This is a genomic window from Streptomyces sp. 2131.1 (genome assembly GCF_900105515.1).
GTDB classification, from domain to species: domain Bacteria; phylum Actinomycetota; class Actinomycetes; order Streptomycetales; family Streptomycetaceae; genus Streptomyces; species Streptomyces drozdowiczii.
Genome location: NZ_FNSY01000001.1, coordinates 4,720,907 through 4,736,146 on the forward strand (window position 1 = coordinate 4,720,907; position 15,240 = coordinate 4,736,146).

The following is a 15,240-nucleotide window of genomic DNA, read 5'->3' on the forward strand; positions in this document are numbered from 1 at the left end:
CTCTCCTTCTCCGGCCCGCAGGCCGTTACTTGTCCTGCTCGCCGCCCGACGGACCTGAACCGGCGGGTGGCTGATCGTGTGCGTCTGTCCGGTTATTTCTTGACGCGAACCGTCTTCGTCGAGCGCGTTTCGAGAGTCATCTCGTCCGCTTCCGCGACCTTCGCCTTCAGTCGCACAGTACCCGTCGCCGCGTCGACGACGTCTACCACCTTCGAAAGCAGTTTCGCAGTGTCCTCGTTCCCCGACGCCGACGCCAACTGCACCGCACGGCCGAGTTTGGCCGTGGCGCCGTCGAAGTCTCCCGACTTGCGGGCATCCAGTCCCTGCTGGATGACTTGTGCCAGTTCGGCCTGACCCGTGTAGTGCGCGACCTGCGGATTGATCGACGTCGAGGCCACCATGTCGTCCGTCCACACCGCCCGTACCAGCCCCTGCGACAGGGTCTGCGGCGCTCCGCCCGACGGGTCGGGAAGGATCAGCGAGACCCGGGCGGCGAGCATCTCCTGCCCGATGCCGGCCTCCGGCACCCGGACGCACACGTGGTAGTCGCGGGACTCGTCGCCCCAGGAACCGGTGGGGTAGTCCCCGGCGCGGGGGCCCGCCTCGGTGCGGCGGCCGGTCAGGTCGGCGACCGTCGGCGCGACCTGCTTCACGTACTGGATCTCCACGCCGACCGGGGTCCACAGCCGCAGCGCCACGTCCGCGACCTCCTTGCCCATGGCGTCCTCCATCATGCGCGTGAAGTCCGCGGCGAGCCCGGCCGGGTCGGCGACGATGTCGGCCGTGCCGAGGAGCGCCGACGCGATGGCTGTGACTTCTTTCACCTCCCAGTCCGTGCCGACCCCGCGGGCGTCACAGGTGAACCGGCCGGCACAGACCTCCAGCGCCGCGCGCAGGTCCTCGGGCGACTCGTGCTCGTTGCGCCCGTCGGTGAGCAGGATGCCGTGCCGGATGTCCACGTCGGCCGCGCCGAGCAGCCGGTCCGCCAGCCGCAGCCAGGTCCCGATCGCCGTACCGCCGCCCGCGCTGAGCCGGCGCAGCGCCTCCTTGGCCTGGGCCCGGGTCCGCGAGTCGGCGACGGCGAGCCGGCCGTTGCCCGGGTAGACCTCCTTGGCCACGTGCGTCCCGGCGACCACGGCGAACGAGGTGCCGTCGCGCAGGGTGTCCACGGCCGCCGCCGTCGCGTCGCGGGCGTTGCGCATCTTGGTCGGCGGGTAGTCCATCGAACCCGAGCAGTCCACCATGATCACCACGGCGGCCCCGGCGGCCGCCCCCGGCAGCGGTACGCCCCCGGTGGTGCCACCGCCGGTCGAGGTGACCGTGATGATGCCGTTGACCTCGCGGCCGCCCTCGGGCAGGAACTCGTTCTGGTACACCTCGACGGAGAACTGCGGCACGTTCGACTTGGAGAAGTTGGCCATCTGATCGGCTCCTTGAGGCTCCACGTCCAGGACGGAGCCCAGCAGTACGGACAAAGGCGTAGAGGGGTGAACCACCCCGTATCAGGCGGAGCCTGCCCCTTGCGGTGACACGGTGAACGGCAGCAGGGCCACTGTTACGTTGTCGTGGCCGCCCCCGTCGAGCGCGTGGCCGACCAGGACCTGGGCGCCGTGCAGCGGGCGGCGGTACGCGTCCTCGGGCACCGCGGCGGCCATCTCGGCGGCGGACTCCGCGTAGTTCCACAGGCCGTCCGTGCAGACCACCACCAGGCCCGGCCGGTCCGGCTTGAACGAGGCGGTGTGCGGCTCCAGTTCGTACGCGTCCGCGCCGAGCCAGCCCGTGATGGCGTGGGCGCGCTCGTCCGCGTACGCCTCCGCCTCGTTCATCAGGCCCGTCGCGACCATCTGCGCGGCCCACGAGTCGTCCTCGGTGAGCCGGGCGGGCGCGGCGGAGCGGTCCTCGGGGACCCAGTACACGCGGCTGTCGCCGATCCAGCCGACGACCAGCAGCCCGTTCGCCACGACCGCGCCGACCAGGGTGCACGCCGGAGCGTTCTGGTGGCGGTGCTGGTCGCGCTCCTGACCGGCCTGCTGGGCCAGCCGGTTGACCGACTCCGACGCCGCCACGATCGCCTCGTGCATCGCCTGCTGCGGATGCGTGCCGCGCGGCAGCGACTCCAGCAGGCACTCGTTGGCCGTGCTCGCCGCCGCGGCCGACGCCTCGTCGGGCCGGCTGGCCGACGACACCCCGTCGCAGACGATCGCGACGACGGCGGCCGAGCCGTCCGGCAGGGCGGTCGTCGACACCGCGAACGAGTCCTCGTTGCGATGGTGGCGCAGGCCCCGGTCGCTGACCGCGGCGACCGCACCGAGCTCCTGCTCCATGTGGTCGCGCTCGCGCGGCTGGGCGTGGCCGCAGTTCTCGCAGTAGCCGTCGCCGTCGACCCGGCCGGCCCGGCAGGCCACGCAGACCTTGCCCCCGGCCGCGGCGGCCGGGACGGGCTCCTGCGCCGTACGGGGATCGGGCGCGGCGGCCCCCGGAGCGGCCAGCTCGAAGTCGTCGGCAGCGTCCGGACCGCCGTGACGCACCCCGGACGGGGCCGCCGCCGCCGGTGCCTGGCCCGGGGTGACGAGGGCGACCGTCGGGCGGTCGGGAGCCGGCGCGGGCGCGGCCGACAGGTCGTACCCGCAGGCGCCGCAGAACAGGTCGCCCTGCTCCAGCGGCTCCTCGCAGCCGGGGCACCTCGGCAAGGCCGTCTCCTGGTGGTTCTGCGACATGTTCACACCCACGTTCGGGGGCGGAAACGGTTGGCCCGCTCCACCAGTTCGATCCTCTCGGCGCCGGGCTCAGCGAGCCGGGCGAGCATCCGGTACGCGCGCTCCAGGCCGAAACGCAGTCCGCGCTCGTCCAGCTCGCTGCCGAGCAGCGCCCCCGGGGCACGCGCCCCGGCCTGCGCGGCCGGCTGCGGTCCCGAGGGGCTACCGGAGAGTACCCAGTCGAGGGCCGTGCCCAGCACCTCGGCCGAAAGGCGCTCCCGCCGGACCGCGTCGAGCCCGAGCCCCGCGAGCCCCGACACCTGGGCCGACGCGGCCATCAGGTCCGCCATCAGCGGTTCGCCCGGGGCGCGTTCGCGCAGCCGGGCCCGGACGGCCGCGATCCGGGCCGCCGTGTAGTGGATCGACGCCTCCGGCACCGACTCCAGCGTCCGGACCGCCGCGCTCCGGTCACCGGCCGCGATCTGCACCCGGGCCAGGCCGAACGCCGCGCTCACGAAGCTCGGGTCGGTCATCCACACCAGCCGGTAGTACTCGGCCGCGTTGTCCAGCTGCCCCAGGACCTCCGCGCAGATGCCGAGGGCCAGCTTGGGCGCGGGCTCCCCGGGGAACGCGTCGTACACCGCGTCGAACGACAGCGCCGCGTTCTCCCTGTCGCCGCTCACCAGGGCGGTGAGGCCCCGGTACCAGACGACGCGCCAGTCGTCCGCGTGCTGCCCCTCCATCGCGGCCAGGGTTCGCGCGGCGGCGGCGAGGTCGCCCATCTCCAGGTACGCGCGCAGTTCCCGCAGTCGGGTCTCCAGCGAGGCGGCCGGGACCGCCTGGAGCGCGGCGATCAGCTCGGCGGGCGCCGACGCCATCACCCCGGCCAGGAAACCGGCGTTGGGGTCGCTCGCGTCGACCCGGGGCACGGGCAGCGCCAGCGAGGTCCCCCGCACGTCGAGCCCGGCGAGCCGGGCCACCCCTCCGCCCGCCGGCGCCTGCGGGGCGGGCGGCGCGGGGAGCGGGCTGCGGGGCGCCGGGATGCTCGCGGCGGGCGCGTACGGCAGGGGCCCCGGGCCGGTGCCCGCGCCGCCGGACGTACGGACATGGGTGGCCGCGGACGGCACCGGCGCCGCACCCGTGGGCGCCATGGGCGGCGGTCCGGCGGGCAGCGCCCCCGGCACACCCCCGGGCGGGGCCACGGCTGCGGGCGCCGACGGCGCCTGGGCGGCCGCCCCGCCCCGCCGGCGGCCCGTGCGCCCGCCGGACCCGTCGGCCCGGGCGCCCAGCCGGGACACCTCGCCCGCCTGGTCCGCGAACAGCTCCGTGTCGGTGACCCGCAGCTCCGCGCCGAACAGCGTCGACAGCGCCGGACGCGGGCGCCCCGTCTGGAGCGACACCACCTCGCGCAGCACGCCCGTCAGCTGCTCCGCCATCTCGGCCGCCGAGGCGAACCGGCGCGCCGGGTCCGGGTCGGTGGCGCGTACCAGGAGCCGGTAGAACGACTCGTAGGTACGGAACACCTCGATGTTGTCCGGGTCCGGCAGCGAGTCCACGAAGACGTTCGTGTAGCCCTGGAAGTCGAAGGTGAGCACCGCGAGCGTGCGGGCCACCGTGTACAGGTCGGAGGCGACCGACGGACCGACCTCGGCGACCTCGGGCGCCTGGTAGCCGACGGTGCCGTAGATCGCCGACTCCTCGTCGTCCATCCGGCGGACCGCGCCCATGTCGATGAGCTTCAGCTGGTCCTCGGTCTGGATCGCGTTGTCGACCTTGAAGTCGCAGTACAGCAGGTTGCGGCTGTGCAGATGGCCCAGCGCCTCCAGCGCCTCGATGCCGAAGGCGCACGCCTGCTCGACCGGCAGCGGGTCCCGCTTCCCGGCCGGGGTGCGGCGCTCGTTGGCGATCTCCTTGAGCGCCTTGCCGCCGACGTACTCCATGACGATGTACCCGTCCAGCGAACCGGTCCGCTGGTCCAGGTGCTCGACGAAGTTGTAGATGCGGACGATGTTGGAGTGCTCGATCTCCGCGAGGAACCGCCGCTCCGAGATCGCCGCCGCCATCGCGTCCTGGTCACCCGTGTCCAGCAGGCCCTTGAGCACCACCCACCGGTCCGAGACCGCCTTGTCCACCGCGAGGTAGACCCAGCCGAGCCCGCCGTGCGCCAGGCAGCCCGCGACCTCGTACTGCCCGTGGACGACGTCGCCCGCCTCCAGCTTGGGCACGAAGGAGTACGGGTGGCCGCACTTGGTGCAGAACCCCTCGGTGCGGCCCGGGCGGTCGCCCCGGGACCGGCCCACCGGCGCCCCGCAGTCCGACCGCGAGCAGAACCGCTTCCGCTCGGGCACCTCCGGGTTCTCCATCACGGCCGTACGCGGATCGGGCCGCGGCACCTCCGGCACCTGCACCAGGCCCGCGCCCAGCCGGTTGCGGCCCGAGGCGTTGGTCGACCTGGCGGAGGACCGCACCGAGACCGACTGCGAGGCGGCCGTGGCGGACAGCGACCGCGAGAGCCGCCCCGACACCGAACGCCGAGAGGTCGACGAACGCGAGGAGGACCGCGACGACGCCCGCGAGGACGACTGCGAACTGCTGCGCGCCGACGAGCTGCTGGAGCCCCGGCTGCCCCGGCCGCCGCCCGCGATTCCGGTGGGCGGCGAACTCACCATCCCGTTCGGAGAGACCACGGGCGCCAGGCCGCAGGTGTCGCAGTACAGCTCACCGCCGCCCATGTCCTCGTAACTGCCCTCGCACGCGGGGCGCTGGCACTGCGTACTCATGTTCGTTCCCCCTCTTCGCCCCGTCGGCTGGACGGTCCGTCAGTTCTGTTCACGTGCCCGGCCCGTCTCATCCGTGCCCCCGGCGGTCCTGCGGGCCCCGGCCGTTCAACTGCTCCAGAGCCGCGTCCTGGTAGCGCTGCACGGCCTGCGCCGCCACCCGCAGATCGCACGGCGCGCTCCACAGCATCCGCCGCGCCGCGTCGTACCGCTCGATCAGGACCGGGTCCTCCGCCAGCCCGTTGCGGGCCACCTTCGCCTTGTACGCGTCGAGCCGGCCGCGCAGCTCCGCCCGGACCGCCAGCGGCGCGGTGACCGCCGTCAGCTGCTCCCGGGCCCGCAGCAGCTCCTCCTCGGCCTCCCGCTCCAGGGTCTCCAGGAGCGGCGAGAGGCGGTGCCAGCGGGCGTGCCTGCGGTACTCGGAGGCGGCGGCCAGCCGCTCCTGGAGCGCGGTCGGCGGGCCGTTGACCACGGGCACCTCCGATGCGGCGATCTTGGCCAGCACCTCGCCGCGCGCCGCCCGGGCCTCGGCCAGCGTGCGGTCGGCCCGGGAGAGCACGTCCCGCAGGTGCACGAGCCGCTGCTCCGCGTCCTGCCGCACGGCGAGCACCGCCTCGACCTCGCGCCGCACCTCGTCCAGCGCCCGGGCCGCCCGGTCGTAGCGGGCCGTGTCGGGGCGCCCGCCGCCGGGCGCCGCGCTGCCCGGCCCCGGCAGCCAGAACGCCAGCGGGTCCGCGATCACCTGCGCCCGCAGCGTGGCCAGCTCCTCGGTGATCGCGTCCAGGTCGTCGCCCGCCGGGTGCTCACCGGGCCGTACGCCGACCGAGTGCGCCAACGAGTGCGTGCGGCGCAGCTCGGCGGCGAGGAGGTCTATGCGGGCGGGCATCGCCGACCAGACGGTGTCCGACGCGACGACCATGTCCAGGGCGTTCGCGTACAGCCCGTTCATCCGGGAGACCAGCTCCTCCAGCGTGAACCGCTCGGAGAGCCGGGCAGGGCCGGAGACCGACGGGTCGTGGCCCGCGGCCGCGTGCGCCACGGTGACGCCCTCGCCGCGCAGCAGCTCGGTCAGGGCCGTCAGGTCGTCCCGGTTGGGGTGGCGGCGCCGGGACCGCACCTTGCGCGCCTCGTCCAGCACGCCCGCGTACGCGTCGAAGTAGCTCCACAGCAGCGTGATGGACCGTTCGGTGACGGTCCACCGCTCACGGGTGACGCCGGACAGCTCCGCGCCCTCCAGGAGGCGGCGGCCCGCATGGTCCTGGAGGGCGAGGAGCGAGGTCTCGATCGCCTCGTGCTCCGCGCCGAGCCGGGCCAGCGCACGGTCGGCCTCGTCCCGGTCCATGACCGGACCGGGGGGCCGGGCCGCGTAGCTGGGGAAGGGGCCAGCGACGCCCATCGATCACCTCTCCGCTCTCCCCGCCGGGCCGGAGCCCCGCAGGATCAGTGCCGCCACCCACGCTCGGGCCGTGCTAGTCCCGGTACTTGGGCGCCGGCGGCGCCCCGATGCCCGGCAGGCCGTCCTCCAGCCATTCGCGGTACGACTTCATCCAGAGGCTGTCCGCGCCGCCGGCCCGGTAGTCGACCAGCACCTTGTTGACCCGGGCCACCAGGTCGTTCGCGCCCTTCTTCGTGGCCACGCCGTAGTACTCGGTGGTGAACGGGTCGCCCTTCAGCTCGACGGCCGGGTCCTGCGCGGCCTGGCCCGCGGCCAGCGCGTTGTCGGTGACGACCGCGTCGACCTCGCCGAGCTGGAGCCGCACCAGGCAGTCCAGCTGGTTGGGGACGGTGAGCCGGTCCTCGTCGGCCGCCGTGCCGTCGTGCTTGTCCTTGAAGGCCGAGCCGAACGACTCCTTCTCCAGCGCCTCGTACGCCGTGGAGCCCTCGGCGGTGCAGACCCGCTTTCCGGCCAGCGTGGAGTTGAAGCCGGTGATCGAATGGTCCTCCTTCGCGGCGAGGACCTGCTGCCCGGCCTGGAAGTAGGCCGTCGAGAAGGAGACCTGCTGGAGGCGGGCGCAGTTGATCGTCATCGTCCGCACGACGACGTCGACCTTGTCGTTCTCGAGCGCGGCGATGCGCTGGTTGGTCGGGATGGCCCGGAAGATCACCTTGCCGCCGTCGCCGAGGATGTCCTTCGCGATGGCCCGCACGAGGTCGATGTCGAAGCCTTCGAGGTCCCCGGACTCCGGATTGCGGAAGCCCCACTGGAAGCTGTTCTGGTCGACGCCGGCGATGAGCTTGCCGCGCTCCTTGATCTTGCGGACCGCGTCCCCGTCCACCTCGCCCGGCCGAACGCTGGCCTCCGGGTCCGTGCAGGTGTCGGCCCGCGCCTGCAACGCGTGCGCCGCGCCCGGGCCCGTCACCTGGGGGCCGAAGACGTCGTCGCCCTGGTGGGACAGCGGCAGCAGGGTCAGCGACGCCGTCACCGCGCAGGCCGCGGCCATCGCCGTCACGCCGCCCCAGCCGCGCAGCCGCCGCAGACGTCCGCGGCCCGTCCCCGGGTCCTTCGCTGTCATCGCTCCCCCTGTCACCGGAACTCCGAGAGCCTGCGGTTGATCCCGACGATCGCCGCGACCGCGCCGAGCACGGCCAGCACCGCCGCGCCGACGGGCAGACCGCCCAGGGCGCCGCGGCCGTCGCGCGCGGCCCGGGTGAAGTCGTCCTGCTCGTGGGCCAGGGCGTCGCGCAGGGCGTCGTCCACCTTCTTGAAGGACTCGCCCGTGGAGTTCTCCTGGCCGATGATCTGCTCCAGGGCCGACTCGTAATCACCGGCGTCGTCGGTCTTCCGGGCGGTCCGGTGGCGCTCCTGCCACTCCGTGACCGCCTTGGACGCGGCGGCCACCGGCTTGCCGCCCGTGGTGTCCCCGGTGTCGTCGGCGAGCTTCACCGCCGCGGCCAGCTCCTCGCCCAGCGCCTTCATGCCCGCGGTGTAGTCCGTCTCGTACTTGTCGTTCTTGCCGTCCGCGGTGAGCACCGCGCCCCGGGCGACCACCGTGAGGTTCTCGTCGGCGCGCGCCTTCAGCGAGTCGATGCGCGCCCGGTTGAGCACGTCCATGGACCGCTGCCCGTGCGAGTCGGCCTCCGCCAGGTCGGACCTGGCTACCGTGTGCCCGACCGCGAGCCACAGCAGCAGCACGGTCGCGGCGGCGGTCGCGGCGACCAGGCCGTGGTTGAACACCCGGTTGGTGCGCCGGTAGTTGCGCCGCTGCGCCCATACGAGCACCGCCAGCGCGAGGACTCCGGCCCCCAGCGAGAACCACGGCCGGGCGCGCGCGGAGCGGTGGTCGCCGTCGAGCCGGCCGGTCTCCGCCTTGTACAGCCGCTCGGCGGCCGGCAGCAGCTCGCCGGACATCTGCTGGTTCGCGTACCGCAAGTAGGCGCCGCCGAGCGGGAGGCCCTGCCGGTTGGCGGCGCGGGCGCGCTCGATCAGGCCCGCGTAGCGCGGCAGGCCCTCGTTGAGCGTGGTGATCTCACGGCCGGACGTGGTCCCCGCGTCCGTGTTCGCCGCGGCCTTCACCAGCAGCCGGGACGCCTCCTCGATGTCCTTCACGTACTGCTCGTGCACCGCGCGCGGCTCCTGCGGACCGGCCAGGAAGCCGCTCGCCGCCGCCGCGTCCGCGTCGGCCAGCGAGCGGTAGATGCCCGCCGCGTCCGCGCTGAGCGGCTGGCTGCGCTCCACCACGTCGTCGGCCGAGGCCGCCCGGCCGCTGATCTCGAACGCCGTGACAGCCCCGAAGACGAGGACGAGCAGCGCCAGGACGGCCCCGATGATCTGGAGGCGGCCCGGTTCGGTGGTCGCCGCGGCGCGCAGCCGCGCGATCGCGGCGGCGCGGGCGCTCGGTTGCGGCGGCGCGGGCGCGGCGGTCGGCGCAGGCGGCTGCTCCGGTGCGCGGTGCGGCGCCCGGCCCACACTCGGCGGGTGTGTCACTCGACCTCCCCCTCGGTCACTGACGGCGGTCCGGCCCCCCGGCCGATCGGGGGACAGGTGCCCGGCCAGAAGTATGGCCGCAGGGACCGGCACACACATCCAGAACGCCTGGATCGGGCACCGGACCACGCAGCGGCCGGATCGCACCGGCCGCGGTCACACGGCATTCGATCAAGACAAGCGTCGTTGATCAAGGGCGGACGGCACGATCCCCCGGCCGACCGTCCTCCCCACCATGAACACGTCCGGGGCGACCGTTCGGTTCCCGCCCGTGAAAGGCGCCCCGCTGCCGTACACGAAAGGCGCCTCCTCCCGCACGCGAGAGGTGCTTCGTACCCGCACGCGAAAGGCGCCCCGCAACCCACCGGCCACGGGGCGCCCCTGACGGGCCGGAGGTCAGGCGTACTGCGCCCGCAGCCTCGCGTGCACCTCGGGCGCCGCGCCCGTGTGGTCCAGGCCGAGGAGCCCGGCGCCGAGCACCGGCGACTCCTGCACCACGCGCACCACGGCCTTCGGGGCCCGGGCCGCGAGGAGTTCGGCGATCCGGTCGTCCAACTGCGGGTGACGCGCGGCCAGTACGCTGCCGCCGAGCAGCACCGGCGCCTCCTCGCCGAGCAGCCCGAGGCGGGTCAGCGCGACGGCGGCCAGCGCCACGACCTCCTCGGCCAGCCGGTCCACCAGTGCCCGGGCCACCGGGTCGCCCGCCGCGCCCGTCGCGAAGAGCACCGGAGCCAGTTCGTGCCGGCGCTCCGGCGCGATGCGGCCCAGGTGCAGCGCCTCGATCAGCGCGTACATCGAACCGAGCCCGAAGTGCGCGGGCAGCGCCCGGGCCAGCTCGGTCGGCTCGCCCCGGCCGTCCTCGGCGCGAGCGGCGAACCACATCGCCTCCTCGGACAGGCCCGAACCGCCGCCCCAGTCACCGGAGATCCGGCCTATCGCGGGGAACCGCGCGGTGCGCCCGTCCGGGACCATGCCGACGCAGTTGATCCCCGCGCCGCAGACCACGGCCACGCCGCGCGGCTCGTCGACCCCGGCCCGCAGGATCGCGAAGGTGTCGTTGCGGACCTCGACCGTGTCGCCCCAGCCGCGCGCGGACAGCGCCTCGGTCAGCTGCTCCTCCTCGACCGGCAGGTCCGCGTTGGCCAGGCAGGCGGACACGTGGGCGACCCGCCCCGCGTCCGTACCGGCCTGGGACAGCGCCTTCTCCACGGCCGCGCCGAGCACGTCGACGGCCGTCTCCACACCGACCACCGGCGGCTGGAACCCGCCGCCCCTGGCCGTGGACAGCACCGTGCCGTCCGCACCGATGAGCGCCACATCGGTCTTGCTGTTCCCCGCGTCGATCGCGAGGACCGAACCGTTCACGCCCACGCGAGGTGCTCCCGGTTGTGCGCGATCAGCTTGTCGGTGAGCGCCTCGGCGTACTCGAACTGGCCGATCAGGGGGTGCGCGAGCAGCGCCTTGAACACCCGGTCCCGGCCGCCGTGCAGCGCCGCCCGAAGGGCGAGGTCCTCGTACGCCGTGACGTTCGCGATGAGCCCCGCGTACAGCGGGTCCAGGGCCGGCACGGCGAGGGGCGTCGCGCCCGTGCCGTCGACCTTCGCCTGGACCTCGATGACCGCGTCGTCCGGGAGGAACGGCAGTGTGCCGTTGTTGTACGTGTTGACCACCTGGTGCGCCGAGCCGCCGCCGCCCAGGAGGGCCGCCGCCAGGTCCACGGCCGCCTCCGAGTAGAAGGCGCCACCGCGCTTGGCGAGCAGCGCGGGCTTCTCGTCCAGCGCCGGGTCGCCGTACATCGCCAGGAGCTCCTTCTCCATGGCGGCGACCTCGGCGGCCCGGGAGGGCTTGGTGCCGAGCTCGCGGACGACCTCGTCGTGCGCGTAGAAGTACCGCAGGTAGTACGAGGGGACGACGCCGAGGCGGTCCACGACGGCGCGCGGCATGTGCAGGTCGTCCGCGATGGCGTCGCCGTGCTCGGCGATCAGCCGGGGCAGCACGTCCTCGCCCTGCGGGCCGCCGAGGCGCACCCCCAGCTCCCAGGTGAGGTGGTTCAGCCCGACGTGGTCGAGGTGCACCTCGCCGGGGGCCACGTCGAGGAGCCGGGCGAACTTGCGCTGGAAGCCGATGGCCACGTTGCACAGGCCGACGGCCTTGTGGCCGGCCTGGAGGAGGGCGCGGGTGACGATGCCGACCGGGTTGGTGAAGTCGATGATCCAGGCGTCCGGGTTGGTGCGCCGGACCCGCTCGGCGATGTCCAGGACGACCGGGACGGTGCGCAGGGCCTTGGCGAGGCCGCCGGCCCCGGTGGTCTCCTGGCCGACGCAGCCGCACTCCAGCGGCCAGGTCTCGTCCTGGTTGCGGGCGGCCTGGCCGCCGACGCGCAGCTGGAGCAGGACGGCGTCCGCCCCGGCGACGCCCGCGTCGACGTCCGAGGTGGTGACGATGCGGCCCGGGTGGCCCTGCTTGGCGAAGATCCGCCGGGCGAGGCCGCCCACGAGGTCGAGCCGGTCGGCGGCCGGGTCGACGAGGACCAGCTCCTCGACCGGCAGCGTGTCACGCAGCCGGGCGAATCCGTCGATCAGTTCGGGGGTGTAGGTGGACCCGCCACCCACTACAGCGAGCTTCATGGTTCAGCCCTTTACTCCGGTCAGTGTGACGCCCTCGACAAAGGCCTTCTGTGCGAAGAAGAAGACGACGATCACAGGGGCCATGACCAGAACGGTCGCGGCCATGGTCAGGTTCCAGTCGGTGTGGTGTGCGCCCTTGAAGGACTCCAGTCCGTAACTCAGCGTCCAGGCGCCCGGGTTCTCGGAGGCGTAGATCTGGGGGCCGAAGTAGTCGTTCCAGGCGTAGAAGAACTGGAAGAGGGCGACGGCGGCGATCCCCGGCCTGGCCATCGGCACCACCACGCGCAGCAGGGTGCGCAGTTCGCCGCAGCCGTCGACCTTCGCCGCGTCGAGGTACTCGTCGGGGATGGTCAGCAGGAACTGCCGCAGCAGGAAGATGGAGAACGCGTCGCCGAAGGCCATCGGGATGATCAGCGGCCACAGCGTGCCGGACAGGTCCAGCTGCTTGGCCCAGAACAGGTACATCGGGATGACCACGACCTGCGGCGGCAGCATCATCATCGAGATGACGAGCATCAGCGACAGATGCCGGCCCCGGAAGCGGAACTTGGCGAGCGCGTACGCCACGGGCAGTGAGGACACCACCGTCAGAACGGTGCCCAGACCCGCGTACAGCAGGGTGTTCTTCCACCAGGTCAGAAAGCCCGGGGTGTCGAACACCTTCTTGTAGTTGGCCCACTCGAAGGGGTGCGGCCACAGGTCCCGGGTGAGGGCCTGCTGGTCGCTCATCAGGGAGGTGAGCACGAGGAAGACGAACGGCAGCACGAAGAAGAGCGCCGCGGCCACGCCGAGCGAGTGGACGGCGATCCAGTGCAGCAGCGCCTTGCGGCGCGCCACGCGATGGGCCGGGGTGACGGGGTCACTCACCGGTCCGGCGGCCTTCGGGTGGTCGAGAACCTGCGCCATGTCACTCACCTGCCTGGATCAGTCCGCTGCGGCGCCGCATCAGCAGTGCGGTGAACGCCATGGCGAGGACGAAGAGAACGAGCGCGACCACACAGGCGGAGCCGTAGTCGAAGCGCTGGAAACCGAGGTTGTAGACCAGCTGCGGAAGCGTCAGTGTCGACTTGTCGGGATAGCCGGGTTCGAACTGCTGGCCCGAGCCGCCCATGACACCGGACGCGACCTTCCCGGCCACCAGGGGCTGGGTGTAGTACTGCATCGTCTGGATGATGCCGGTGACCACGGCGAACATGATGATCGGCGAGATGTTCGGCAGCGTGACGTACCGGAACCGGTGGTACGCGGTCGCCCCGTCCAGCTCCGCCGCCTCGTACTGCTCCTTCGGTACGTCGAGCAGCGCGGCCATGAAGATCACCATCAGGTCGCCCACCCCCCACACCGCGAGCCCGGTCAGCGCGGGCTTGGACCAGGTGGCGTCGGTGAACCAGCCGGGCGTGCCCATCCCCAGGTCCCCGAGGATCGAGTTCACCGGTCCTGTCCCGGGGTTGAGCAGGAAGACGAAGCCGAGCGTGGCGGCGACCGGCGGAGCCAGGTACGGCAGGTAGAACAGCGTCCGGAAGACGCCCGTACCCGTCTTGATCTTGGTGATCAGCAGCCCGACACCGAGTCCGAAGACCACCCGGCAGGCCACCATCACGATGACCAGCCAGAGCGTGTTGCGCAGCGCCGGCCAGAACAGCGGGTAGTCGTTGAAGACGAACGACCAGTTCTTGAAGCCGCTGAACTGAGGTGCGGCGAACCCGTCGTAGCTGGTGAAGGAGAAGTAGACCGTGGAGATCAGCGGGTAGGCGAAGAAGACGCAGAACCCGATCAGCCAGGGCGACATGAAGGCCGCCGTCCGAAGCGCCGACCTGCGGCGCTTCGAGCGGAGTGTGTACGTGCTCATCGCGTCGGCCCTACTTCGCCTGGGCGATCGCCGCGTCGATTTCCTTCGCGGTCTTCTCCAGACCCGCCTTGATGTCCGTCTGCTTGCCCTTCTCGACGTCGAAGCCGAGGTTCTGCAGGGAGGTCAGGTACGCGCCGCCGTTGACCGAGGGCGGGGTGGTGGTCGACTTCGGGTTCGCGGCGATGTCGAGGAAGACCTTGAAGCGCGGGTCGTACTTCAGCTTCGGCGACTTCAGCGCCTCCAGCGTGGACGGCACGTTATGGATCGCGTTGGCGAAGTTCACGACCGCGTCGGTGTCGGTCGTCATGAACTTGACCAGCTCCCAGGCCGCGTTCTGCTTGCTGGAAGTGGCGGCGATCCCCGCGATGGTGCCGGTCAGATAGCCCTTGCCGTACGTGTCGGCCTCGTCGTCCGCGACGGGCATGGGGGCCACCCCGATCTCGAACTCCGGCTTGGTCTCCTCGGCCATGCCGAGCCGCCACTCGCCGTCCAGCTGCATCGCGACCTGGCCGGTGTGGAACGGGTGCTTGGCACCCCACTCGTCACCGAAGCCGGTACGGAACTTCTCCAGCTTCGTGTAGCCGCCGAGCGAGTCGACCAGCTTCTTCTGGTTGGCGAGCAGCGCCGCGAACGCCGGGTCCTTCGCGATGTTCGACTTGCCGTCCGCGTCGAAGTAGGTGGGGTTCCAGGCGCCGAGGTAGTGCTCGGTGGTCGACTCGTAGCCGTGGTAGTTCGGCATGAAGCCCAGCTGCTCGTACGAGTCGCCCTTGCTCTTCGTCAGCTTCTTCGCGTCGGCCGCGAACTCGGACCAGGTCTTCGGCGGGTTCGCGATCCCGGCCTTCTCGAACGCGTCCTTGTTGTAGTAGAGCCCGTACGCGTCACCCAGCAGCGGGACCGTGCAGCGCACCCCGTCGAACTGGGTGTACTCGTTCATCGCCTTGGGGAAGGTGGCCTCGGGGTCGATGCCGTCCTTCTTCAGGAAGGGGTTGAGGTCGACGAACGCCTTCGAGGAGCAGAACTTGCCCACGTTGTTCGTGGTGAACGACGAGACCACGTCCGGAGCCTTCGAACCGCCCGCGCGCAGCGCCTGGTTGATCTTGTCGTCGGTCATGTTGCCGACGACCTTCACGTGGATGTTGGGGTGGGCCTTCTCGAAGGCGGCGATCGTCGCCTCGATGCCCTTCACCTCGCCCGGCGCGCTCCAGCCGTGCCAGAAGGTGATGGTCGTCTCCTTGGACGCGTCGTCGTCGGCCCCGGAACTGCTCTGCCCGGTACAGGCGGAGGCGAACAGGGCTATCGCGGCGGTCGCGGCGAGTGCGGCGGCCGGCTTCCGGCGGTTTCCGGACATGGTGGTGTCTCCCGGTGA

General features: G+C 72.4%; 11 protein-coding genes. All 11 read right to left on the reverse strand.

The genetic code is table 11. The annotated features are described in order from the left end of the window. Window positions 1–92: 92 nt before the first annotated feature. The 11 genes from BLW14_RS21245 to BLW14_RS21295 all read right to left on the reverse strand — a co-directional run bounded on the left by BLW14_RS21245 (window position 93) and on the right by BLW14_RS21295 (window position 15,222). Window positions 93–1,421 carry a vWA domain-containing protein gene (locus tag BLW14_RS21245; RefSeq protein WP_093708797.1) on the reverse strand — a complete coding sequence of 443 codons (1,329 nt, stop codon included), beginning with the start codon at window positions 1,419–1,421 and terminating at the stop codon, window positions 93–95. A gap of 81 nt (window positions 1,422–1,502) precedes the next feature. Further along, on the reverse strand, window positions 1,503–2,717 hold the full coding sequence (locus BLW14_RS21250; RefSeq protein ID WP_177154047.1) for a PP2C family protein-serine/threonine phosphatase: 1,215 nt from the start codon (window positions 2,715–2,717) through the stop codon (window positions 1,503–1,505). A 2-nt stretch (window positions 2,718–2,719) separates the two neighbouring features. Continuing rightward, a complete protein-coding gene (locus tag BLW14_RS21255) occupies window positions 2,720–5,476 on the reverse strand; it encodes a serine/threonine-protein kinase (protein ID WP_093708799.1) in 2,757 nt (918 codons plus the stop codon). Window positions 5,477–5,543: 67 nt separating this feature from the next. Continuing rightward, on the reverse strand, window positions 5,544–6,869 hold the full coding sequence (locus tag BLW14_RS21260; protein WP_093708800.1) for a hypothetical protein: 1,326 nt from the start codon (window positions 6,867–6,869) through the stop codon (window positions 5,544–5,546). Window positions 6,870–6,942: 73 nt separating this feature from the next. Continuing rightward, window positions 6,943–7,986, reverse strand: a complete 1,044-nt coding sequence (locus BLW14_RS21265) for a glutamate ABC transporter substrate-binding protein (RefSeq protein ID WP_177154048.1) — start codon at window positions 7,984–7,986, stop codon at window positions 6,943–6,945. A gap of 11 nt (window positions 7,987–7,997) precedes the next feature. Next, entirely contained in the window at window positions 7,998–9,398 is a 1,401-nt protein-coding gene (locus BLW14_RS21270; protein WP_371128084.1) for a hypothetical protein, read from the reverse strand. Between the two features lie 396 nt (window positions 9,399–9,794). After that, the gene (locus tag BLW14_RS21275; protein ID WP_093708802.1) at window positions 9,795–10,769 is read right to left on the reverse strand and encodes an N-acetylglucosamine kinase; all 975 of its coding nucleotides are present in this window, start codon (window positions 10,767–10,769) and stop codon (window positions 9,795–9,797) included. Further along, a complete protein-coding gene (locus tag BLW14_RS21280) occupies window positions 10,760–12,025 on the reverse strand; it encodes a 6-phospho-beta-glucosidase (protein ID WP_093708803.1) in 1,266 nt (421 codons plus the stop codon). Before BLW14_RS21280 ends, BLW14_RS21275 begins: the two co-directional genes overlap by 10 nt. Window positions 12,026–12,028: 3 nt before the next feature. Then, window positions 12,029–12,931, reverse strand: a complete 903-nt coding sequence (locus BLW14_RS21285; RefSeq protein ID WP_093708804.1) for a carbohydrate ABC transporter permease — start codon at window positions 12,929–12,931, stop codon at window positions 12,029–12,031. Window position 12,932: 1 nt separating this feature from the next. After that, window positions 12,933–13,874 (reverse strand): carbohydrate ABC transporter permease, encoded by a 942-nt coding sequence (locus BLW14_RS21290; RefSeq protein WP_093708805.1) that lies wholly within the window; start codon window positions 13,872–13,874, stop codon window positions 12,933–12,935. Window positions 13,875–13,884: 10 nt separating this feature from the next. Further along, the gene (locus BLW14_RS21295; protein WP_093708806.1) at window positions 13,885–15,222 is read right to left on the reverse strand and encodes an ABC transporter substrate-binding protein; all 1,338 of its coding nucleotides are present in this window, start codon (window positions 15,220–15,222) and stop codon (window positions 13,885–13,887) included. Between the last annotated feature and the right edge of the window lie 18 nt (window positions 15,223–15,240).